Annotated in this window: 21 protein-coding genes; 4 read left to right on the forward strand and 17 right to left on the reverse strand. The window is 65.8% G+C overall.

Annotated features, from left to right (window positions below):
* Positions 1-84: 84 nt before the first annotated feature.
* Together MUN73_RS00955 and MUN73_RS00960 are read right to left on the reverse strand one after the other, a co-directional pair.
* Positions 85-447, reverse strand: a complete 363-nt coding sequence (locus MUN73_RS00955) for a DUF8022 family protein (RefSeq protein WP_250138581.1) — start codon at positions 445-447, stop codon at positions 85-87.
* Between the two features lie 9 nt (positions 448-456).
* Positions 457-2,001, reverse strand: coding sequence for an acyl-CoA carboxylase subunit beta (locus MUN73_RS00960; RefSeq protein ID WP_250139593.1), 1,545 nt, complete (start codon positions 1,999-2,001; stop codon positions 457-459).
* Positions 2,002-2,224: 223 nt separating this feature from the next.
* Here MUN73_RS00960 and MUN73_RS00965 point away from each other — a divergent pair, with 223 nt between their 5' ends.
* Positions 2,225-3,460 (forward strand): ABC transporter substrate-binding protein, encoded by a 1,236-nt coding sequence (locus MUN73_RS00965; RefSeq protein WP_382182567.1) that lies wholly within the window; start codon positions 2,225-2,227, stop codon positions 3,458-3,460.
* A 134-nt stretch (positions 3,461-3,594) separates the two neighbouring features.
* On the opposite strand, the gene MUN73_RS00970 is transcribed toward MUN73_RS00965, so the two are convergent.
* The 6 genes from MUN73_RS00970 to MUN73_RS00995 form a co-directional block, all read right to left on the reverse strand.
* Positions 3,595-4,299 (reverse strand): ABC transporter ATP-binding protein, encoded by a 705-nt coding sequence (locus MUN73_RS00970; RefSeq protein WP_250138583.1) that lies wholly within the window; start codon positions 4,297-4,299, stop codon positions 3,595-3,597.
* Positions 4,299-5,144 carry an ABC transporter ATP-binding protein gene (locus MUN73_RS00975; protein WP_250138584.1) on the reverse strand — a complete coding sequence of 282 codons (846 nt, stop codon included), beginning with the start codon at positions 5,142-5,144 and terminating at the stop codon, positions 4,299-4,301. The genes MUN73_RS00970 and MUN73_RS00975 overlap by 1 nt, the downstream gene beginning before the upstream one ends.
* The gene (locus tag MUN73_RS00980) at positions 5,137-6,474 is read right to left on the reverse strand and encodes a branched-chain amino acid ABC transporter permease (protein ID WP_250138585.1); all 1,338 of its coding nucleotides are present in this window, start codon (positions 6,472-6,474) and stop codon (positions 5,137-5,139) included. Before MUN73_RS00980 ends, MUN73_RS00975 begins: the two co-directional genes overlap by 8 nt.
* Positions 6,471-7,553, reverse strand: coding sequence for a branched-chain amino acid ABC transporter permease (locus tag MUN73_RS00985; RefSeq protein ID WP_250138586.1), 1,083 nt, complete (start codon positions 7,551-7,553; stop codon positions 6,471-6,473). Before MUN73_RS00985 ends, MUN73_RS00980 begins: the two co-directional genes overlap by 4 nt.
* Positions 7,554-7,695: 142 nt before the next feature.
* Complete coding sequence (locus MUN73_RS00990) at positions 7,696-8,418, reverse strand: SDR family oxidoreductase (RefSeq protein WP_250138587.1); 723 nt, start codon at positions 8,416-8,418, stop codon at positions 7,696-7,698.
* A 94-nt stretch (positions 8,419-8,512) separates the two neighbouring features.
* Positions 8,513-8,971, reverse strand: coding sequence for a response regulator (locus MUN73_RS00995; RefSeq protein ID WP_250138588.1), 459 nt, complete (start codon positions 8,969-8,971; stop codon positions 8,513-8,515).
* A gap of 180 nt (positions 8,972-9,151) precedes the next feature.
* Here MUN73_RS00995 and MUN73_RS01000 point away from each other — a divergent pair, with 180 nt between their 5' ends.
* On the forward strand, positions 9,152-9,823 hold the full coding sequence (locus MUN73_RS01000) for a glycerophosphodiester phosphodiesterase (RefSeq protein WP_250138589.1): 672 nt from the start codon (positions 9,152-9,154) through the stop codon (positions 9,821-9,823).
* A 14-nt stretch (positions 9,824-9,837) separates the two neighbouring features.
* Here MUN73_RS01000 and MUN73_RS01005 read toward each other — a convergent pair whose 3' ends face one another.
* From MUN73_RS01005 to MUN73_RS01030, 6 genes are all read right to left on the reverse strand, one after another.
* Positions 9,838-10,383: an NUDIX domain-containing protein gene (locus MUN73_RS01005; RefSeq protein WP_250138590.1), complete on the reverse strand. Its 546-nt coding sequence runs from the start codon at positions 10,381-10,383 to the stop codon at positions 9,838-9,840.
* 302 nt (positions 10,384-10,685) lie between these two features.
* Complete coding sequence (locus tag MUN73_RS01010) at positions 10,686-11,090, reverse strand: secondary thiamine-phosphate synthase enzyme YjbQ (protein WP_250138591.1); 405 nt, start codon at positions 11,088-11,090, stop codon at positions 10,686-10,688.
* Between the two features lie 46 nt (positions 11,091-11,136).
* Entirely contained in the window at positions 11,137-11,580 is a 444-nt protein-coding gene (gene arsN2, locus MUN73_RS01015) for an arsenic resistance N-acetyltransferase ArsN2 (RefSeq protein WP_250138592.1), read from the reverse strand.
* A 64-nt stretch (positions 11,581-11,644) separates the two neighbouring features.
* Positions 11,645-12,661, reverse strand: coding sequence for a HEAT repeat domain-containing protein (locus tag MUN73_RS01020; protein WP_250138593.1), 1,017 nt, complete (start codon positions 12,659-12,661; stop codon positions 11,645-11,647).
* Between the two features lie 116 nt (positions 12,662-12,777).
* Complete coding sequence (locus MUN73_RS01025) at positions 12,778-13,860, reverse strand: CNNM domain-containing protein (protein ID WP_250138594.1); 1,083 nt, start codon at positions 13,858-13,860, stop codon at positions 12,778-12,780.
* Positions 13,861-13,913: 53 nt separating this feature from the next.
* Positions 13,914-14,810 (reverse strand): DUF7351 domain-containing protein, encoded by an 897-nt coding sequence (locus MUN73_RS01030; protein WP_250138595.1) that lies wholly within the window; start codon positions 14,808-14,810, stop codon positions 13,914-13,916.
* A gap of 123 nt (positions 14,811-14,933) precedes the next feature.
* Between MUN73_RS01030 and MUN73_RS01035 the strand changes: the two genes are divergently transcribed.
* Both MUN73_RS01035 and MUN73_RS01040 read left to right on the forward strand, forming a co-directional pair.
* Positions 14,934-15,530, forward strand: coding sequence for a GNAT family N-acetyltransferase (locus MUN73_RS01035; RefSeq protein WP_250138596.1), 597 nt, complete (start codon positions 14,934-14,936; stop codon positions 15,528-15,530).
* Between the two features lie 2 nt (positions 15,531-15,532).
* Positions 15,533-16,222 carry an HAD family hydrolase gene (locus tag MUN73_RS01040; RefSeq protein WP_250138597.1) on the forward strand — a complete coding sequence of 230 codons (690 nt, stop codon included), beginning with the start codon at positions 15,533-15,535 and terminating at the stop codon, positions 16,220-16,222.
* Positions 16,223-16,261: 39 nt separating this feature from the next.
* Here the strand turns inward: MUN73_RS01040 and MUN73_RS01045 are convergent, their stop codons facing one another.
* From MUN73_RS01045 to MUN73_RS01055, 3 genes are read right to left on the reverse strand one after another with little or no spacing between them, the layout of a single operon-like run.
* Complete coding sequence (locus MUN73_RS01045) at positions 16,262-18,289, reverse strand: SpoVR family protein (RefSeq protein ID WP_250138598.1); 2,028 nt, start codon at positions 18,287-18,289, stop codon at positions 16,262-16,264.
* Entirely contained in the window at positions 18,282-19,613 is a 1,332-nt protein-coding gene (locus MUN73_RS01050; protein ID WP_250138599.1) for a YeaH/YhbH family protein, read from the reverse strand. Before MUN73_RS01050 ends, MUN73_RS01045 begins: the two co-directional genes overlap by 8 nt.
* Positions 19,604-21,889: a PrkA family serine protein kinase gene (locus tag MUN73_RS01055; RefSeq protein WP_250138600.1), complete on the reverse strand. Its 2,286-nt coding sequence runs from the start codon at positions 21,887-21,889 to the stop codon at positions 19,604-19,606. The genes MUN73_RS01050 and MUN73_RS01055 overlap by 10 nt, the downstream gene beginning before the upstream one ends.

Below are 21,889 nucleotides of genomic sequence, written 5' to 3' on the forward strand. Positions count from 1 at the left end.
ACCATGATTGTTAAACTTGTTGACGGTTTCGCCGGCCGCCCGTTCCAGCCGTAATCACGGCGATCGAGACGAAAGAAAGTGTCCTCAGAACCGATCGGTTCGACCCGCGGCGCTCCACGGGTTCGTCGGTGCGTCACGCGGCACCCGGACGGTCCGCTGTTGCTGTGCCCGGACCCGACCGGCGAACGCCCAGCGCCTGTCGTCCCACGTCTCCTCCTCGGCCGCCGCGGCGGCAGCGGCCGCGAGCGCGTGGTCGTGGAGGTGGGCCCCGACCGCCGCGACGATCGCCGCCGCCTCCTCCTCGTCGGCGGTGTCCGGAATGTCGATGTCGACGCCGGCGGGGAGCAGAGGCCGTCCCGACGTCCCGTGAGAGCGGGTTCCGCCGGCGTCGCCGTCCACCGTGGAGTTGCGCGTCTCGGCCGCGTTCGCCTGTTTCTGGTGCGCCATTGGATCTGGTTACAGCGGGATGTTGCCGTGTTTCTTGTCGGGATTCTCCGCGCGTTTCGTCTCGAGCATCTCGAGGTCGTCGATCAGTCGCGGCCGGGTCTCGGTCGGCAGGATTACGTCGTCGAGGAACCCTTTGTCCGTTGCAGTGTACGGGTTGGCGAACTCCTCGCGGTACTCCTCGATGAGTTCGTCGCGCAGTTCGTCCGGGTTCTCGGCCTCCTCGAGTTCCTTCCGGTAGAGGATGTTGACCGCACCCTGTGGCCCCATGACGGCGATTTCGGCGGTCGGCCACGCGTAGTTGACGTCCGCGCCGAGGTTCTTCGAGGCCATCACGCAGTAGGCGCCGCCGTAGGCCTTGCGCGTGATGACCGTCAGTAGCGGCACCGTCGCCTCGGAGTACGCGTAGAGCAGTTTCGCGCCGTGGCGGATGATTCCGCGGTGTTCCTGGTCGGTGCCGGGCATGTAGCCGGGCACGTCGACGAACGTGACGATCGGGATGTTGAACGAATCACAGAACCGGACGAACCGCGATCCCTTCATCGAGGCGTCGACGGTGAGCGTCCCGGCGTTGACCCGGGGCTGGTTGGCGACGATCCCGACCGATCGGCCGTCGAGGCGACCGAAGCCGACGACGATGTTCTTCGCGAAGTTCTCGGCGACCTCGAAGAACGACCCCTCGTCGACCACCGAGTCGATGACGTTGGTCATGTCGTAGGGCTTTTGCGGACTCGGGGGAACGATGCTCTCGAGCGCGTCGTCGCGGCGATCGGGGTCGTCCCACGGCTCGACGCGCGGCGGGTCCTCGACGTTGTTCTGGGGGAGATACGAGAGGAGTCGCTTGATGTCGTCGAGCGCCCCTTCCTCGGTCTCGCAGGCGAACTGGGCGACTCCGGTCTTGCCGGCGTGGGTCATCGCCCCGCCGAGTTCCTCGTGGGTCACCTCCTCGCCGGTGACGGTCTTGGTGACGCCGGGGCCGGTGATGTACATGTGACTCGTGTCTTTCACCATGAAAATGAAGTCGGTGATCGACGGCGAGTAGACGGCACCGCCGGCACAGGGCCCCATGATCGAGGAGATCTGGGGGACCACGCCGCTGGCTTCCTGGTTTCGCCGGAAGATTTCGGTGAAGCCGGCGAGGCTCTTGACACCCTCCTGGATGCGCGCGCCGGCGGAGTCGTTGAGCCCGACGATCGGGGCCCCGACCTCCATCGCCATGTCCATCACCTTGCAGATCTTCTCGGCGAAGACCTCCCCGAGCGAGCCGCCGAAGACGGTGAAGTCGTGGGCGAAGACGAAGACGGTCCGGCCGTTGACCTCGCCGTAGCCCGTGACGACGCCGTCGCCCGGGATCTTCTTTTCCTCCATCCCGAACTGGCTCGTCTGGTGGGTTCGGAGCTGGTCGAACTCCGTGAAGGTGCCGTCGTCGAGGAAGTAGTCGATCCGCTCGCGGGCGGTCATCTTCCCCTTGTCGTGTTGTTTCTGGATCCGTTCCTCGCCACCTCCCTGCCGTGCCTCGTCGCGGAGGTCCTCGAGCTCGTCGATGCGGTCTTCCATCGTCATAGGGACTCCCTCCCGTGCCAACTCATTGCCCGAGGCAACGGTCACCGGAATAAAAAGCGTTCTGTAACTCGTATTATTTCCCATGATGGTGGCGTGTTCCCGTCCCACACGATCGATCGCCGACCGGAGGGTCGAACGCGCGTCGGTCCGTCGTGGCACCTCGTGCGAGTGGTAGTCACACAAAAAGGACTTATACTAGAACTATCCTTGTAACGCCATAGCAATGGGACTTAATCGACGACGCGTACTAAGTGGGCTTGGTGCTGCGAGCGTAGCCGGCATCGCCGGCTGTATCGGTGGGGATAACGGTAGCGGCGGAGACGCAGACGCGATGGTCGGCGTTCTCCAGCCGGTTACGGGCGACCTCGGGAACCTCGGCGGACCGATCCGGGATGCGGCGATCCTTCCCGGAACGCAACTCGAGAACGAGGGCGTCGATTTCGAAATCGACATTCGCGAGGAGGACACCGAATCGACGGCGGACGCGGGGGTCAGCGGTGCACAGTCGCTCGTCGACGCCGGCTATCCGGCGATCACCGGCGCGGCGTCCTCCCAGGTGACGATCACGGTCGCGGAGGACATCCTGATCCCGAACGGGGTCGTCGGCATCTCGCCGGCCAGTACCGCACCGACGATCACGGACCTGGAGGACGACGACTACATCTTCCGGACCTGTCCCAGCGACGCGCTACAGGGCGAAGTCATGGCGGAAGTCGCCTACGAGGAGCGCGGTCTCGAGTCGGCCGCGTCGTTCTACCTCAACAACGACTACGGTCAGCAGCTCTCGGACTCGTTCGTCGGCGCCTTCGAAGACCTCGGCGGCGAAGTCACCGAGACCGTCGGCTTCGAGGCCGAACAGCCGTCGTACACGTCCGCACTCGAGAGTGCCCTGGCCGACGATCCGGACATGATGATCGTCATCGGCTACCCGGCCAGCGGCGAACAGATCTTCCGGGACTACTACAGCGAGTTCGACACCGGTCAAACGATCATGGTGACCGACGGCCTTCGCGACGGCGACCTCCCCGGCAACGTCGACAACGCGATGGAGAACGTCGTGGGGACGGCCCCGCTCGCCGCCGGTCCCGAAGAGGACGCGTTCAACCAACTGTACCAGGACGAGTACGGCAGCGAACCCGGCGTGTTCACCGCCCAGGCCTACGACGCGACGGCCGTCAACATCCTCGCGAGCATCGCCGCCGGCGAGACGACCGGCTCCGCGATCCGCGACAGTCTCCGCGACGTCGCGAACCCCGACGGCGAAGACGTCGGTCCGAGCAACCTCGCCGACGCCATCCAGATGGTCGACGACGGCGACGCCGTCAACTACCAGGGGGCCTCGAGCAGCGTCAACTTCGACGACAACGGCGACATGCAGGCGGTCACCTACGAGATCTTCGAGTTCAGCGAGGACGGCCTCGAGACGGTCGAAGAAATCGACTTCGAAGCGTAACCGACTCCGTCGCGACGTATCGACCTTTTTGGCAGGATCGCGCGATCGGACCCAGCATCTGCTGTAGCGGCGACCAGTTTCGATCGACGACGAGGATCCGCCGAACCGGACAAAACGAAACGCCGAGAGCCGCGCTATCCGCCGAGGAAGTCCTGGCGAACCTGCTCGTCCGCGAGCAGGGCGTCGCCGCTGTCCTCGTACCTGTTCTGGCCCTGGACGAGGACGTAGCCCCGGTCACATCGTCGCAGCGCCTCCTTCGCGTTCTGTTCGACAAGCAAGATTGCGGTGCCGTCGTCGTTGATCTCGTCGATCCGATCGAACATGTCGTCGACCAGATCCGGCGCGAGCCCGGCGCTCGGTTCGTCGAGCATCAACAGGTCGGGATCCAGCATCAACGCTCGCCCCATCGCGAGCATCTGCTGTTGTCCGCCGCTCATCGTCCCCGCTTTCTGGGTTTTGCGCTGTTCGAGGATGGGGAACCGATCGTAGATCCGGCGCAGCCGGTCTTCCGGCACGTCGTCGAGGATGTACGCGCCCATCTCGAGGTTCTCCTTGACCGACAGCGACGGGAAGACGTTGTCGTTCTGCGGGACGTACCCGATGCCCGTCGAGATGATGTCCTCGGGCCGGCGTGCGCTGATCTCCTCGCCGTCGAAGTCGACCGAGCCGCCCATGTAGGTGGTCAGCCCGAAGATCGACTTCATGACGGTCGATTTCCCGGCCCCGTTCGGGCCGACGATGGTGACGTACTCCCCCTCGTCGACGGTCATGTCGACCCCCTCGAGGATCTGGAGGTCGCCGTATCCGGCGTCGAGCCCCGACACGTCGAGAAGCGCCATCAGACGTCACCTCCGAGGTAGGCCTCGATAACCGCCTCGTTGGACTGGATCTCTTCGGCCACCCCTTCGGCGAGAACCGATCCCTGGTGCATGACGATGACGTGTTCGCAGTGGTTCATAATGACGTCCATGTCGTGTTCGACCAGGAGGAACGTGTACCCCTGCTCCTGGAGTTCGTGGATGTGCTCCAAGAGCTTCTTCTCGAGCGACGGGTTGACCCCCGCCATCGGCTCGTCCAGCAGGAGCATCTCCGGCTCCGTCAGCAACGCCCGCGCCAGTTCGAGCAGCTTTCGCTGGCCGCCGGAGAGGTTCCCGGCGTACTCGTGTGCGAGGTGGTCGATCTCGAAGAAATCGAGCATCTCCCAGGCCCGCTCTCGCATTTCGCCTTCCTGTTCGACGACGTCCGATCTGACGATCGGCGTGACCGATCGCCAGAGCGATTCCCCGAGCTGGGCCTTCGGTGCGAGCATCATGTTCTCGAGGACGGTCATCTCGGGGAACTCGCGGGCGATCTGGAACGTCCGGACGAGTCCGCGGGTGGCGATCTGGTGCGGTTCCAGGCCGGTGATCTCCTCGCCGTCGAAGACGACCGAGCCCGCGTTCGGTTCGTGAACGCCCGTGATACAGTTGAACGTCGTCGACTTCCCGGCCCCGTTCGGGCCGATCAGGCCAGTGATCGTGCCGCGTTCGACCTCGAAGCTCGCGCCGTCGACGGCGGTGATGCCGCCGAACCGTTTCTCGAGATTTCGAAGTTCGAGGATCGACGCGCCGGTCGATCGCGGCGTCGATTCGTCGGTGGGGCGGGCGCTATCGGCCGACTGTGGCTCCGTTTCCACGTCACTCATCGGCCTCACCTCCGTCCGTCGCGGCGGGCCGACGTGAGAGGTCGGTGGCGGCCGCGATCTCCTTTCGGTGGCCGAGCAGGCCGTCGGGACGCCAGATCATGAACAGTATCAGTACGACGCCGATGAAAATGAACCGGATCTCGTCCAGACTCCCGATCGCGTAGCCGACCAGTGCGGTCGGGTCGCCCGAACCGAGGTCGACGAACGCGTCGTAGATGGTGGGCGGCGATCGAACGTCGAAGTTCGCCCTGACGATCGTTCGGAGGAATCGCGGCCCCTCGTAGAGGAACGCGGCGAACACGAAGCCGCCGATGACGCTCCCGGTGTTCGATCCCGACCCGCCGACGATCAGCGCGACGAAGATGTAGAAGGTCACGATCGGCATGAAGTTGTTCGGACTGACGAGGGTCCGACTCCCCTGCCAGAGGATGCCGGCGAGTCCCATCAGCCCACAGCCGAGCATGAAGACCTTGATCTTCGTCCGGTTCGTGTTCTTCCCGAGCGAACGAGCCGCGAGTTCGTCCTCGCGGATCGCCTTCAGCACTCGACCGAACGGGGAGTAGGCGATCCGGGTCAACAGCAGGTAGAAAGCGACGACGAAGGCGATCAACACGAGCGTGTAGACGCCGTTTACGACGATCGACTCCCGGATTCCCAGGTTGAACAGCAGGTCGCCAAGAACGGTCGAGTCGCTGGACCGGTCGGCACTGCCGTAGAGCAGGTAATTCGCGACGACGCCGGTCGACGGCGCGCGGATCCCGCTGCCGCCGCCGGTCCCGAGCGTGTATCCCGCGACGTCGAACTCCTGGAGCGATCGCGAGAGCAGGGCGCGGCGAATGATCTCCGAGAGACCGAGCGTGACGATCGCGAAGTAGTCAGCGCGCACGCGGAGGGCCGGCAATGCCGCGACGAAGCCGACGAGCGCGGCGGCGATCATGCCGCCGACGACGCCGACGATCATCGGGAGCCCCAGGCCGGGGGGCGAACCGTCCGGCGCGGCGGTCAGTATCGCCATCGTGTACGCACCGACGGCCATGAATCCGGCGACGCCGATGTTGAACAGCCCGGTGTACCCCCAGTGGAGGTTCAACGCGAGCGCGGTGAGCGCGTAGACGGCCGCGAAGAACGTGATCTGCTGGAGCGTGCCGACGATCGAGTTGGCACCGACGCCGAACAGGAGCCCGATCGCGGCGAAGAGGACGTACGTCGCCAGCACGATGCCGCCGATGAGCAACAGGTCGTCCTGCCACTGGGGCCGTCCCGACTCCGTTATCCAGTCGACGACGCCGTCGGGAAGGGTCTCGAGGGCGCGATCCGTGAGCGACGTCATGCCGTCTCCACCCCGCTAAACAGCCCATCGGGACGGAAGATCAACACGAGGATCATCAGCACGAACGCCGCGATCTCGTTCATGTCCGAGGGAATCCAGATGAGCGAGAGGTTGATCGTGACGCCGATGACGAGCGATCCCGCGATCGCCCCGTAGATCGATCCGATGCCGCCGAGAATGACGGCCGCGAAGATCAAGAGGAGGAGGAACCAGCCGAGGTTGATCGTGATCTGACCGCGGTTGAGGACGATGAGGTAGCCGGCGGCACCCGCCAGGCCGGCACCGATCACCCAGGTCGCGAAGATCACGCGCTCGGTCGGAATGCCCGTGATGAGCGCGAGGTCCTTGTTGTCGGACATCGCCCGCATCGACTTGCCGAGTTTCGTGTACTGCAAGAGCAGGTGAATGCCGAGAATCAGCGCGACGGCCGAGACGACGAGCGTGGCCTGGTGGACGTCGATCCCGGCGATCTCGGGCGGCGAGGCCACGACGATGCGGGTCTCCGTCGTGTAGAACACCGCAATGAGGTACCGGAGCGCGAGCGCGACCCCGACGCTGGCGATCAGCAGCGGGATCCCGCCCTCGTCGCGCAGTCGTCGGTAGATGAATCGATCGATCGCCAGCGCGACGAGAATCGTCACGGCCACGGCCACGAGGAGGCCGAGAACGATCGCGATCGGGGACGCGAGCACGTCCATTCCGACCGACCCGGGCTGTGCGCCGCCGTTGGCCCGGAGCAAGAGCCGACTGCTCAGATCCGCGACGCCGAGTCCGCCGACGAGGTAGGCGACCGTCCACCCCGAGAACGCGCCGGTCGTGATGAGGTCGCCGTGCGAGAAGTTCGCGAACCGCAGGATGCTGTAGGTCATCGACAGTCCGATCGCGGCGAGGCCGATGTACAGCGAGTCGACGATTCCGTTCCACGTGTACGACAACAGACGTTCGAGCGGTAACTCGCCGGTCACGAGCAATCGAACGAGGTCGAGGCCGAGAATCACGATTCCAAGCAGCAGAAGACCCCCCACCAACTCCTGTGTCGAGAGGTGTGAGAGCTTCCCCCTTACGTTACCCGTACTCATACGTGCAGGTCTTATCCCCCGGGTTGATATACTTCACGACACACCGCCGTTGTCTCACGATTAGCCGGCTTCCGGCTCGATTTCGGGGACGAAATCGACCACCTGTCAACCGGCGATTTCAACGCCGGTTCCGGATTCGGTCTCAGGCCTCCCCGTAGACCGGCACGGCCGCACCGCTCGTGACCGACGCGCCGTCGCTACAGAGGAAGCTCATCATCGCCGCGATATCGGCGGGATCGACCCACGAGTCGTGATCGGCGTCGGGCATCATCTCCCGGTTCATCGGGGTGTCGATCACGCTCGGCATGACGCAGTTGGCACGGACGCGGCCCCGGTTCTCCTCGGCCAGCGTCTCGGTCAGCAGACGAATCCCTGCCTTGGTGATCCGGTAGGGGCCGTCACCCTCGCCGCCCTCCAGCGACGATCGGGCGCTGACGCTGACGATCGCACCCCCGGTCTCCTGTAAGTGTGGCAGTGCGTGTTTCGAGGCCAGGAACGCCGTCTTCAGGTTCACGTCGACCAGCAGGTCGAACTCTTCGACGTCGGTCTCTTCGATCGGATCGCCGCCGCGCCAGGTGCCGGCGATGTTCAACAGGTGGTCGATCCGACCGTGGTCGTCGACGACGCTGGAGACGAGGTCCGCGACGTCGTCCTCGTCGGTCAGGTCCGCCTCGTAGAAGTGGACGCCCTCGCCGGCGTCGAGCTGGCTGTCGTCCGCGTCGGGTTCGACGACGTCGACAGCACAGACCGTCGCGCCCGCCGCCCGGAATCGATCGACGGCCGCGCTGCCCAGGGCCCCGCTCGCACCGGTGATCACGGCGACGGTCCCATCGAAGTCGACGTCGAACGCTGTCGTGGCTGTCATACGAAGCCCTGTCGACGCCCCGGTAGATCAATGGCGGGGCCGAACGACCGACGAAATGACTGGAGAAGCGACGTGATTCGCGTCGATCGCCGAACTACGAGGGAATCGGCGGGAGCGCCGCCTGTTCGAACCAGAAGTTCACGACGGCCTCGGCGATCGTGACGAACTCGTCGGGATCGGTCGGTTTGGTGAGGTAGGCGTTCGCGCACCGGTCGTAGCTCTCCCGGACGTCCTCGGTCGCCTCCGAACTCGTCAACACGAGCACGGGGAGGTTCGCGAGGTCCGAGTCCGACCGGACGTTCTCGAGGAATTCGAACCCGCCCATCCGGGGCAGGTTCAGGTCAAGCAAGACGAGATCCGGGAGTGAGGCCGACGGATCCTCGAGCAGGCGGGACAGACAGTCGAGCGCCTCGAGCCCGTCCGTCGTAACGTGAAGCGATATGTCGGCCGTGACCGCGTTGAACGCCTCCTGGGTGAGTCGGACGTCGCCGGGATTGTCTTCGACGAGGAGCACGTCGATCGAATCGGCAGGTGGTTGCGACGCGAGGGTCATAGCTCGGTTCGATGGGTCTGTGCAGGTCGGCGAATGTAATGCATGGAATCGTTACTGTTCGGTAGGAATCCATCCGGATTAAGGCTACTTGCTAAGTAGTTTGGACCGCCGCCGGATTCGGCAGGAAGCGGCTCGCTGAGGCGGGAGACTGATATCGATCGCGACCGATACTGTACCCGAATGCGACTGATCGCCCACCGCGGGTTCGCCGCGACGGCACCGGAGAACACGGTCGCCGCCGTCCGAACCGCTGCCGAGTACGCCGACGCCGTCGAGTTCGACGTGCGACGGTGTGGGTCGGGGGAACTCGTCGTCATCCACGACGAGACGATCGACCGCGTGACGGGGCGGGACGGGACCGTCGCGGACACCGATCTCGCGGAGCTGCAGACGGCGTCGGTGCTCGACTCGGACGAGCGAATCCCCACGCTCGAGGCGGTGCTTTCGGCGGTGCCGCCGTCCGTCGAACTCAACCTCGAGATGAAGGCGCGGGGCATCGCCGCGGACGTCCTCGACGCGATCGCCGACGTCGACAACCGGGTCGTCGCGACCTCCTTTCTCGAACCCGAACTGCGGGCGATCCGGGACCGCGACGAGAGCCAGCCGATCGGGCTGCTGGTCAGCCGGCGGCTCGATGCGCCCGTGTCGACCGCCGTCGAACTCGACTGCGACGTCATCGGGGCGGGCTACTGGCGGTGCCTGACCACGGGACTCGTCCCGCGGGCGAAGTCGGTCGGCCTCGAAGTGCACGCCTGGCCGATCGAACGCCTCCGCCTGGCCAAACTGCTCGATCGCTGTGGCGTGGACTGCGTCTCGGCCGATCGGCCGCTCCGCGTCGGGGCGTCCGACTGACGGTCGTCCGGCAGTCACTCGAAGAACAGCCGCGTCCCCGGGGCTTCTTCGGCGTCGTCCGGCAGGTCGTCGAACCAGCCGACGCCGACGGGACCGTCCTCGTCGGCGTCCGGGGCGGCCAGATCGGCCACGTCCGTCCCGTTGGCGGGCGTCGCACCGAAGACGACGAAGTGTCGCGTCTCGGTCCGATCGCCGTTCTCGAGTTGGAGTTCGAATCGCCACACGCCCGCGATCGCGTCGAGGGTGATCTCGAGACCGACGACCGTTTCGACCGCCCGCCGTGCGGCGTCGGCGTACGATTCTCCGGACTGGACGTCGACGAGCGGCAGTTTCCAGGCACAGTCGGCCGTCAGTCGTCGGAGCAACACCGATCCCTGCTCGTTCGTGACCCCGACGACGACCAGATCGTCGAGGGCCGCGAGTTCGTCGAGCGCCTCCGGGTCGGCGGTATCGGTCTCCTCGTGAAACGCGACGTCGTCACGGTGGCGCAAGGTCTCGAGATCCGCGATCGGTTCGCCGGCGGTACCCTCTGTCGACGTATCGGAGTGGTTCGATGTCATCGGTGGACGAGAGCGACGCGTCGGCCTCACGCATCCGCGTCGTTCGGCGGGGAACGCGCCGTCCCGAAACGTATCAGTGAATCAATGAAAAAGGCACCGATTTTATTTCTAGACGTTTCTTTCGTTTAGAAATCGATTTCCCACGGGCTTAAAGATTGTGCCCGGAACGAGTCGCGATCGAGACGGCAACGGTCTCGAAGCCGCTACCAGGAGTTGCCAATCGCAGTCGGCGAGAACGAGTGCGCGCAGACCGGGGCGGACTACCGTCCAAGACCGGGGCGGACTACCGTCCACGGCGGCGGTCAACTGCCGTCCCCGATCGTCGTCACCGACACCGTGCGCGTGCGCGGGCCGTCGCACTCGACGAACAGCACCGACTGCCACGTGCCGAGCGCGAGTCGGCCGTTTTCGACCGGGATCGTCACGTCCGGCCCGACGACCGCCGCCCGGAGGTGGGAGTCGGCATTATCGTCCAGTTCGTCATGGGCGTGGCCCTCGTCCGGCACCAGGTCGCGGAGGAACGACTCGATGTCGCCCCGCAGTCGGGGTTCGTCTTCCTGAACCACGAGCCCTGCCGTCGTGTGCTGGACGAATGCCGTACACGTACCGGTTTCGAGGTCATCCGGGACGGCCGCGGCGATTCGGTCGGTCACGTCGACGGTCGTGAGCCGTGCGTCGGTCTCGACGCTGAATGTGGCGTGTCCCATAGTCGAGTCCTCGACGTCCAGAACGAAGCCCCTTGCGACGAACGGCCTACAGCGACTTCCGCATACAGGTGGCCGACGCGGGACAGAGTTCGGCGAACTCCGTCGTCCTCAGGATCGCATCGGGCGCGTCGATGCGATCGATTTCCTCGTAGCCGTGAGACGCGAAGAACGCGGACGCGGTCGTCGTGAGCAAGTAGAGCGTGGCGATCCCCTCTTCCCTGGCCACCTCCTCCAGGGCCTCGGTAAGCGCCGTTCCGAGTCCGTTCCCGCGGGCCGATCGTTCGACGACGACCGATCGGAGGAGCCCGTCGGTGCCGTACGGTTCGATACCACCGACGCCGACCCGATCGTCGCCGTGGAACGCGAGGTAGAACCACCCGGGGTTCGATCGGACGTCCGCCGTCGGCAGGTCGTTCTCCGCCAGGAGCGTTTCGACGGAGGAGAGCGTTCGCTCGTCGGCCTGTCGGAGCGTGATCGATCCGCCGCTCATACGTGTTCGTCGACCGGCAGGATCATGACGGTTTCCCGAACGCGCCGTTCACGGTAACCGTCCCCTAGGTCACCCGATCGACGGCCCACGCGGCCCGCTCGCGGACGCTCGGGTCCGGGTCCTCGGCCGCGAGGGTCGCGAGTCGATCGGCCGCCCCGTCGACGCCGCCGTACCCGAGGGCGAGACAGGCGTTCGCCCGGACGTGCGCGTGGTCGTCGTCGAGCAGGGCGACGAGGCGCTCCCGTGCTGGTTCGACCGCCCCTTCGGCGCCAGCGGCCACGCGGGCGATCGTGACGGCGGCGTTCGCCCGCGTGTTCGGATCGTCGCTCTCGAGCGCCGTCGCGATGCGCGGACACGCCCCCTCGACGGCGGCCGGATTCTGGTGGGCGACGTCGCCCAGGCAGCCGATCGCGTTGTTCCTGAGCGTCCCGTCGTCGTGATCGACCAGCGCCACGGCGTCGTCGACGAACTCGAGCGCGGGCGAGGCCGCGTCCGATCGCGCGAGCCGTCCGAGTGCCGACAGCGCGGGTACGCCGTTTTCCGCCGGATCCCCCGCGAGCGCGTCGATCAGGAGCGACGATGCGGGTTCGACCGCCGCCGGATACTCGATCGAGAGGGACGCGAGCAGACGCAGTCCCCAGCGATCGTACCCCCGGCGCTCCTCGAGCACGGCGAGAATCGCGTCCGCGTGCTCGACGACCGCGTCCGGCCGCTCCGTCGCGACGGCGTCGAGACAGCGCAGTAGCTCCCGCGTCGCTGGGTCTCGCTCGTTGTCGGCGGCAAACGAGACGATCTCGTCGACCGACGGTGCGACGTCGGCTGGCGATTCTTCGGCCAGTTCGGCCAGGCTCAGTGCGATCTCGTCGTGGAAGTCGATCGACGGGCGGCCGAGCAACGCCCGGAGTTTCGGCACGGTCGGCAGACAGAGCGACGGTTCCTCGTCGATCGTCTCCCTGATCCGTCGGACCGCCTGCCGTTGACTGGTCGGATCGTGGTCGTCGAGTTGTGCGAGTACCGCCGGAAGGTCGAACGCGGCCGCGTTGTGACTCTTCTCGACGGTTTCGCCCCCATCCCCATCCATTGCACTCGCTGAATGTTCGAACGACGATAAGAGTGTTCTGGCAGTTTCGATCGCGCGCCGTCACCGTCCGGTTCGGTCCGGCGGAAAGGCCGGCCGGTGTGAGTGCGCGGGCGCTGCTAGTCGTCGCCCTTCCCCTCCCGAACGTCGATTCGGCCCTGATCGAGCGGGTCTTCGATGTCGCCCGTGATCGCCTCCAGCAGGTCGGTCACCGTCACCAGTCCGACGACGTCACCGTCCTCGATCACGAACGCGAGTTCCTGCTGTTCGGCCTGGAACTGGTCGATCGCGTCGCTGACGACCGTATCCGGGGAGAGCGTCATCGGCGGCGCGGCCAGTTCGGAAAAGTCGACGGTTCCGTCCGCCAACTCCTCGCGATGCCTGGCGAACACGGGAAAGTACACGATCCCGTGGAAATCCGTCAACTCCGATCCGACCAGCGGATACCGCGTTTGCGGTCGCCGTTCCATCCGACGGGCGTTCTCCTCGAAGTCGGCCTCGGTCGAGAGTGCGACGATTTCGTCGGGTGGGATCATCACCTCGCGCACCGGCTGTTCGCCCACCTGGAGCGCGTTCATCACCTCCTCGCGCCGCTCGTCGCTCAGATCCCCCCGATCGAGGACGGTCCCGAGTCGGTTCCGGAGGTCGGCCCGCGACTCGATGACCTCCGCTTCGGTCTCGAGCCACGCGCCGGTCATCTCGATGCCGAACAGCCGGAGCGTCCCCTTCGCGACCCAGTCGCCGAACCGAATCAGCGGCGAGATCACCAGCGCGAACCAGTACAGCGGGGCCGCGCCGTACCGGCAGACCTGTTTCGAGCGTTCGACGCCGAGGTAGGTCGGCGTCTGTTCCCCGTGTGTCAGGTGCACCATGTTGATGAGAAAGAACGCGAGGATCGACCCGAACCCGGCCGAGGCGAGAACCGTATTCTCGAAGACCGGTTCGAAGAGGGCCGCGAGTCCGGGCTCGGCGACGATCCCCAGTGCGATACTGGTCCCCGAGATCCAGATCTGGCAGGTCGTCAGGTACAGTTCGAGATCGTCGGTCATCTCCCACGCCCGTCGCAGTCCGGGCGTGTCGAACTCCGACTCCGGGTACTGCCGGGCGCGCGTCAGCCCGAACTCGATGGCGACGAAGTAGGCGTTGATCAGGATGAGCAGGATGCCGGCGATCAGTCGCCCGGTAATCTCGAGCGAATCCATCGTCGAACCGTACCACCGACGAACACAAATCAGTGGCCCCGCTCGGACGGGATCTATCGCGCCCCGTCGGCCACGTCGCCGGATCGCTCCCGAATCACGACGTCCGCGCCCACGAACACTGTCCAGGAGTCGTCTCCGGACGGCAGTTCGAGGGCGGCGACCAGCGGATCGGTGCCCGCGAGCGTTGGGGCCGAAAACGTCCCCCACTCGTACTCCCAGAACGGCCGGTCGGTGGGCTCGATCCCGTGCTCGCGGAGTCGCGTCGAGACGGCCGGTCGGTTCGTGAGCACGAGTCCGATCGGGGCACGAAGCGCCGCACTACAGCCCGAACAGTCGAACACGACCGGGAGGCTCTCCGGGTGCGTCGCGGCTCCCGGTCGGATCGCCGATCGCATGCGACCGGCACAGAACGGACACACGCCGTCGTCCGCGAGGGTGACGTAGTGTCGTGTACGCGCCGCGTACGCCTCGGCGAGCGATTCCCGGGAACGCGCGTGCGCCGCGCCCGGCGGGAAGTCGAACCGTGAGAGGGTCCGCTCACACGATCGACACCGGACGACGCATTCGCCGTCGCGGTACCCCATCTCGACGGCCGATCGGCCGCAGTTCCCACACCGGGAGTCGATCTCTGCGACCGGCAAATCGTCCGCCGGGCCGAGAACGCGGGCGGCCAGCACGTTGGTCGCCCACCGCCCCTGGTGGGTGAGGTCGTACCCCTCGTCAGTGTCCTGGACGTAACCGTCCCGAAGGTTCCGGAGGTGGTAGTTGAACCGGCCGCGATCGGTCGCCGACGATCGATCGAACAGGTCCGCGTACTGGAGCGGCGCCCCCGCGGCGAGAGCGGCCAGAATCTCGAGTCGGACCTCGTGGGCGAGACGGCCGAACGACTCCTGTTCGGCCGCCCGCGATTCGGTCTCGTGGTTCGGATCGTCGGAATCGTTCGGGGTCATGTCGTTCGTTGAGTTCCGCGTGACCCCTCCTCCCTCTCGAACCGTTTTGCCGGGGTCGCCGGGGAACGAAATTTCTCCAAATAACTATGTCGGCGACGGGACACATGAATCGCACGAAACGTCATGCCAGGACACGTCTTCCTCGAGGGCGACCGCGTCGTCCTCAGCGTCGTCGAACGCGCCGACCCGGACCTCGCGGCGCTCGGACACGCCCGCAACGATCCCGCGTTTCGCCGCGCGCTCGGGTTCGACACGCCGTGGTCGCGCGATCGAGTGGCGGAGTTTCTCGACTCCGCGGCGAACGACGAATCGAGTATCAACCTCCTCGTCTGCCTCGCCCCGGATCTCGAACGCGGGAACGGACCCGCGTCTGACGAACCGACGGCGGCGGATCCAGAGATACTCGGGGCCGTCAACCTCTTCGACGTCGATCGCCACACCGGGACGCTCAGCTACTGGCTCTACGACGCGTACCAGGGCGAGGGGTACGCGACCGAGGCCGTCTCGGCGGTGGTCGAGTACGCGTTCGCCGAACTCGGCCTTCACCGGGTCGAAGCCCGGGCGTTCGCCGAGAACGATCGCTCGCGGGCCCTGCTCGACCGACTGGGGTTCGTCCACGAAGGGACCGAACGGGAGTGTGACTTCGCGAACGGCGAGTACCGGAACGTCGAGCGATACGGGCTCCTCGAAGACGAGTGGGACGGACCGGGGTGGGAGTAATCGTGACGAGGACCGACACCGCCTACGAGACCCTCGTTTTCGATCTCGATCGGACGCTAGTCGTACACGACCAGTCGACGGCGGACGTGTTCGAGGCCGCCTGTGCGCGCTGTGGCGTCGAGCCGTTTTGCGACACGGACGCGCTCGAACTCACCTCTCGGCTCGTCGCGAACGGGTCGACGGAACTCGACGCGGCGGCCTTCGATCGGCGGCTGTTCGCCACCGCGGCGACGGCGGCGGGCGCGACGATCGATCCGACGGAACTCGCGAGTGCGTACGACGACGTGCTAGACGAGAGCGCCGTCTCGCTCCGACCGGGGGCGCGAACGGCGCTCGCGCTCGCCGAGGAGTACGAGACGGCCCTCGTGACGAACGGACCGGAACGGACCCACGCGACGAAGCTCGCGGCCGCCGGTATCCGTGACCGGTTCGACGTGATCGTCTTCGGGAGCGACGTCTCGCGGGTCAAGCCGGCCCCGGACCCGATCGAACGCGCTCTGGGGCGACTGGGATCGGACCCGGCACGCGCGCTGAAGATCGGGGACTCGCTCGAGAAAGACGTCGCCGGTGCGAACGCCGCCGGTGTCGACTCGGTCTGGATCCCGTTCGCGGACCGATCGCGAACGACGGCCGATCCGGAACCGTCCTACACCCTCTCGACGCTGGCCGAGTTACCGGCGCTCCTCGAGTAGCGATCCCGCCCGTCGCCGACCGCGATGCGCTTCGACCGCTCAGGCCAGCCACTCGTCGGGTTTCGTGTCGTAGTCGACGTCGTCGGCGGCGAGGTGATCGACCTCCTCCCAGGGGACGTCCTCCATCGTCACCTCGTCGCCGTCGTACCGGAGCAGTTTGCCGCGCTCTTCCGGCTCCGGCTCGCGGTTGCGGCGCTTGGCGACTTCGATGTCGTGGTCGTCGACCTCCTTGACGATCGTCAGGAGATTGACGGGGCGCCCCCACAGCTCGAAGATCCGTTTGAGCGTCTCCCGGGCCTGACCCAGGTCGAGCATGACGCCGTTGTACTGGTGGCCGAGCAGGAGTTCGTTGGCGTTGTTGTAGTTGCCGTCGTAGACCGCGATCGTCGGCTTCCCGAAGTTGGTGAACTGGAGGAGAAGCTTCTTCTTCACGTCGTCGGCGGCGTCGCTGGCCACGTGGAACTGACCGGTCGCCGCGGAGTGTTCGTACGTGAAGTAGTTGTTCGCGGTGATGAACTCCTCCGTGAGGAACTCGTCGAGGAAGGTGACGTCGTTGTGGCTCTCGCGGACGTCGAACATGCGGTCCCAGCCGGCGGTGAACTCGACGTCCTCGAGGGCCTCCGCGACCGACACGTACCGCGCGTCGTCGAACAGGTAGCGCCCGATCCGCTCGAGTTCGTTCTGGTTGATCCGGCCGAGGAAACCGCGATGTTGGCGCTTGACCAGCGAGTAGTGGCGGCGGGCCAGCCCCTCGTAGGTGAGCACCTTCCACGGGTATTTCTCGACGTCGATCTCGCCGTCACGGGCCCGATCGAGCGCGTCGTGGTCGACCCACTCGTCGGGGACGTCCTCGAGCTGGTCCAGCGTCTCGCTGGAGATGTCGTCGATCGCCTGCGGCGGCTCGAGCGTCTCGAGCACCTCGTCGAAGTCGACGACGTCGGTCAGGTTGCGCCACGAGATCCCCTCGACGCGGAGGAGCCGTTCGAGGACCTCCCGGCGGTTCGTCGTGTTCTCGACGTACTCCCACAGTTCGAAGCCGAGGCTGTAGGGGTTGAGCCCGGGCGAGGCGAGCACTTTCGCCATGTGATCGGCGTAGTTGAGGAACTCGTCGTCGCCGGCGAACGCCTCGTCGGACATCATCAGCGACTCCCAGTAGGCCGCCCAGCCCTCGTTCATCACCTTGGTCATCTTCTGGGCGGCGAAGTAGTACGCCTCCGCCCGCATCATGTCGAGGATGTCCCGTTGCCACGGCTCCATCTCGACGCCGCGGCCGGCCTCCTCGTCGTACTGTTTGCCGTACTCGCGGACGAACGCGAGCACGTCTTTCTGGGGTTCCTCCGGGAAGTTCACGGGGCCGTCCTCGCCCTCGAGTTTCTCGACCCACTCCTCGTCGAACACCTCGCCCTTGATCTCGTCCGAGAGGTCGAGTTCGTCGAGTTTCTTCGCGAGGTCCTCGTCGATCTTGTCGACCGGGCCGTCGATGTCGAGTCGCCGCTCGAACACCCGGTGCTGGTCGATGTTGTCCTCCAGCGAGAGACAGTGATCGACCCACTTCTCGACCTCGGCCCGATCGATCTCGGGATCGGACATGTACTCGTCGATCGCGCGGGCGTGGCGTTCGAGCATGGCCGCGGCGTTGACCTGGGCCTCGTCGGCCTGGCCCCGTGTGAAGAGGCCGAACCACTCGTTGTTCGAGAAGAAGTCGGAGTGGGCCTCGACGTGGGTGATGACGGCCTTCTGGTCGGCCAGCGTGTTCGACTCCTGGAGGAACGCGTGGGCCGGGTTGTCGTTGTTGACGATCTCGAAGGCCTTCCCGCCGCTGTACTGGCCCTGCTTTTGCTGCTTGTCGTACTGCATCCCCCACCGCCAGTGCGGGTACCGCGACTGGAATCCGCCGTAGGCGATGAGTTCGTTCATCTCGTCGTAGTCGACGATCCAGTACTTGACCGGGTAGGGTTCGAGGCCGAGTTTCTGGGCCAGGTTCCTCGCCTCCCGTACCGGTTCCTCGAGGTCGGTCGCGATCGCTTGCTTGCGGAATCTGTCCGCGTTGGAATTCGTTCTACTCATCTTCTTCACCCTCCGTCGAGAGGATCTCGTAGATCGCGTCGGTCACGTCGGACTTGTCGTTGACGTAGGCCACCGCGACGTCGTCGGAATCGGTGCCGAAGTGGCGTTCCAGTTCCTCGGCGTGGGTGGCGTTGATCGCGTTGCCGCTCGGCTGGGTCTCGACGTACGCGTGGAGGTTGGCCGGAATCTCCTCCATCAGCGGGATGACCCGCTCCTCGGTGTCGTTGCTCGAGTTCTCGGAGTCGCCCGCCGCGAAGACGTAGCGGTTCCAGTCGCTCCAGGGGAACTCCTCCAGCAGCTGGTCGGCGAGTTCGTACGCGCTCGAGATCTTCGTCCCGCCGCCCGATCGGATGCCGAAGAACTCGTCGCGTTCGACCTGCCAGGCGTCGGCGTCGTGGGCGATGTAGACGAACTCGGCGTTGTCGTACTTGCCCTGGAGGTACCAGTCCAGCGGCGTGAACGTCCGCTCGACGAGTTCGCGCTTCTTCTCGCGCATCGACCCGGAGACGTCGCGGATGTTGACGACGACGACGTTCTTCTCTTTCTCCTCGATGATCTCGGGGTAGCGGTAGCGTTCGTCCTCCCGGCGGAAGGGGACGTGTTTGATCCCCTCGCGGCGGATCTGCTGCTGGACCGTCTGGCGCTCGACGTTCTCCTCGACCTCGTCGATCGAGTCCCACGCGTCCAGTTCGTCCTCGGGAATGTCGTCGTAGGCCTCCTCGACCCAGGCCATCGACACCGGGACGTTCTCCCCGCGGGCCCACTCGAAGACGTCGCGCGGGCCGAACCCCTCGACCTTGCAGACCTCCCTGAGGAAGTCCTCGTCGAAGTCCATCGCGAGTTTGCGCTTGAGCCCCTCCTTGAACATCCGCTCGAAGTCGAGCGTGCTGTCGGGGCCGGTCCGGGTGAGGTCCGTGAAGGGACCTTCCTTCTCCTCGATGACCTTCTTGCCCTTCGGATCGAGGTCGAGGCCGAGTTCCTCGTCGAGTTCCTGGGCGAACTCTTCGGGATCCATCTCGTAGTACTCGTGCTCGCCGCCGTCCTCGCCGGGTTCGTCCCCGTCGTCGCCGTCGTCGTCGCCCGGCTGCGGCTGGGGTTGACCGACCGGCTGGCCGACGTCCGGCGTGTCGCCGTCGCCCTGTCCGACGCCACCCTGGTCGCGCCGATCGTACTCGAACTCCGGGAGCGAGACGATCTTGACCGGGATGTTGATCTCGCCGGGTTTGCTCTGTCCGAGGTCGCCGTACTGGATGAAGTCGGCGAGGTCCTCGCGGCGCTCCTCGCCGACTTCGCGGAATCGTTCGAGGTCGTCTCTCAGTCCCATCTGTATGACACCTGTCCCATGACGTGTCTGCTGGTTAGCTCGGCCGACGCCTCCGAGTAGTCGAAGAGGTCGACCATCGTGTCGATCGTGTCCGCCTTGACGGATTCGGTCTGCGTGCCGCTCGGTGGGTCGTCCCACTGGCGCGGGTCGAAGTCCTCGAACGTGCGCTCGACGTCGTCCCAGTCGTGGCTCTCGAGGACGGTCTTGATGACCGGGATCGCCGTCAGGTCGACGTCCTGCACCGAGAAGTCCTCGTCGCGGTGTTCCCACGCGTGGCGGTTCAGCGACGTGATCACCTTCTCGCGTCGGAAGTTCCGCACGCTTTCCCGGGGGAGGTTCCCCTCGTAGTCGTCCTCGGAGAACCGGCCGAGGTGCTCGATCTCGAACAGCTTCATCTTCAGCGGGTCCGGTTCGACGCGCTCGCCGCGATCGTTGTACAGCGGCTCGTCGGTCTCCCACGCGTAGACGTGTTCGACGTACTCCGCGACGGTGTCCTCGTCGACCCGTTTCTCGTGCATGATCGCCTCGATGACGTCGCTCTCCTGCTGGTCGAAGATGTAGTTCTTCACGGGCACCACGCGGTTCTCGAACTCCGATCGCTCGCCGGTCGAGAAGACCGGGGCGTCGGCCATCCCCTCGGCCATCCCGTTTAACACGTCGCGGGGCATCACCACGTTCTCGACCGGCAGGACCGGGTGGTGGCGGTCCTTGTCCGTCCGCAACAGTTCCGCCAGGGTGTCCCGCGTGTACGTGACGGGGACGCCGTGTTCGCCGTCGTGGCCGTCGTCGTCGAAGTCGAAGTCGTCTTTCTCCCGCCGGGTGTCGCCCTCCTGGAGGTAGCCCTGGTCGTAGATCAGGGCCTTGTCGACGAGGTCCAGCCCGTTCGGGAGGTCCTCCTCGTCGAGCCGGGTGGCGACGGCGTACAGCGCGGCGGCCTCGATCGCGTGGGGCGCAAACTCCTGCTCCCTGGCCTCGCCGTCCTGATCTTTCACCGTTATCCGCACCGGTTCACGGATCCGATCGGCCAGTTCGTCGTAGCTCTCGGCCGTCCAGACCTCCGTCTCGTTCGTGAGTTCCCGCCGGATGAGTTCACACTCCAGCGAGAGGTTCGTGAGGTAGCCGAACTGGTGCTTGTCGAGGCGGCGTTTGAGCGCCTTCAGGGGGTCCATTCCGTTGCGATCGGCGTGCTGGTTGAGTTGCGCTTCGAGGTCGGGATTGGAGATGATCAGCAGCTGGCTGTCGACGTCCATCCCGATCCCCTTGTCCAGCTTGACGGACTGCTCGTCGGGGACGTTCAGCAGCTTCTGGAGCAGGTCGGCGTGCTGGGCCGCGTCCTCGACGATCGTGAGGACGCCGTTGCCCTGCGACAGGACGCCGTCGTAGCTGAACGCTTGCGGATTCTTCCGGCCCCGGGAGTCGAGTTCCTGGAGCATCCCGTGCATCCACGAGCCGACGAGCCGTTCCTTCGGCGGGCCGTCGTCCTCGCTGTGGAGGACGCCGACACCCTGGCCGACGTCGACGACGTAGTTCTTCACGCGGAGGTGTTTGTCGTCGGCGATCTCGGAGAACAGCTCTCCCTTGCCCTCCCGGCGGTACCGCTCCTCGAGGAAGTCGTAGGCTTCCCGCGAGAAGGGGTCGAGGGCCGCGTCCACGCGAACGGGAACGTGATCGTCGAGTTCGCCGTTGAGGTCCTCGAGGATGCGCTCGCGGACGCTCTCGGGGAACACCGACAGCGGGTGTGCCTGGACCGGACTCTCGTACCAGTGCTGGTCGTCCCCGGCCGTGGGATCGCCGCCGTAGCTCAGGCCGCGATCCTCGGCCTCTGCGGTCGTCACGTTCCACTCGACGGTGTAGCGCCGGCCCTCGGGGGTCTTCGAGTACTCCCGCAGGCCGTTGACCAGACAGCGCTTGAGTTCCGACTTGCCCGTCGCGGTCGGTCCCTCGAACCAGATGATTTTCTCGTCTTTCGCCCGGCCCGCGGCGATCGATCGGAGGTCGTCGACGAACCCGTTCAGTACCTCGGTGTTGCCGAGGATGGCGTGCTCGCCGTCGTTGTGCGGATCGTCGAAGAAGCGGTAGCGCTCCTTCTCCTCGCCCTCCTCGACCACGGTCCGGGTGCCGGCGGCTTCGATCGCCTCGAGCAGGTACTTCGAGGCGTGGGAGGCGATCGTCGGGTTCTCGAAGATGCGATCGACGTACGCCGCGAGGCTCATCGGCTCCTCGTAGGTCTCCTCGAGCGTCCGATCGGCCTCGGTGACGTAGTCGTTCCCCGTCAT

Origin of the sequence: Halosolutus amylolyticus (assembly GCF_023566055.1) — an archaeon.
Lineage (GTDB): Archaea > Halobacteriota > Halobacteria > Halobacteriales > Natrialbaceae > Halosolutus > Halosolutus amylolyticus.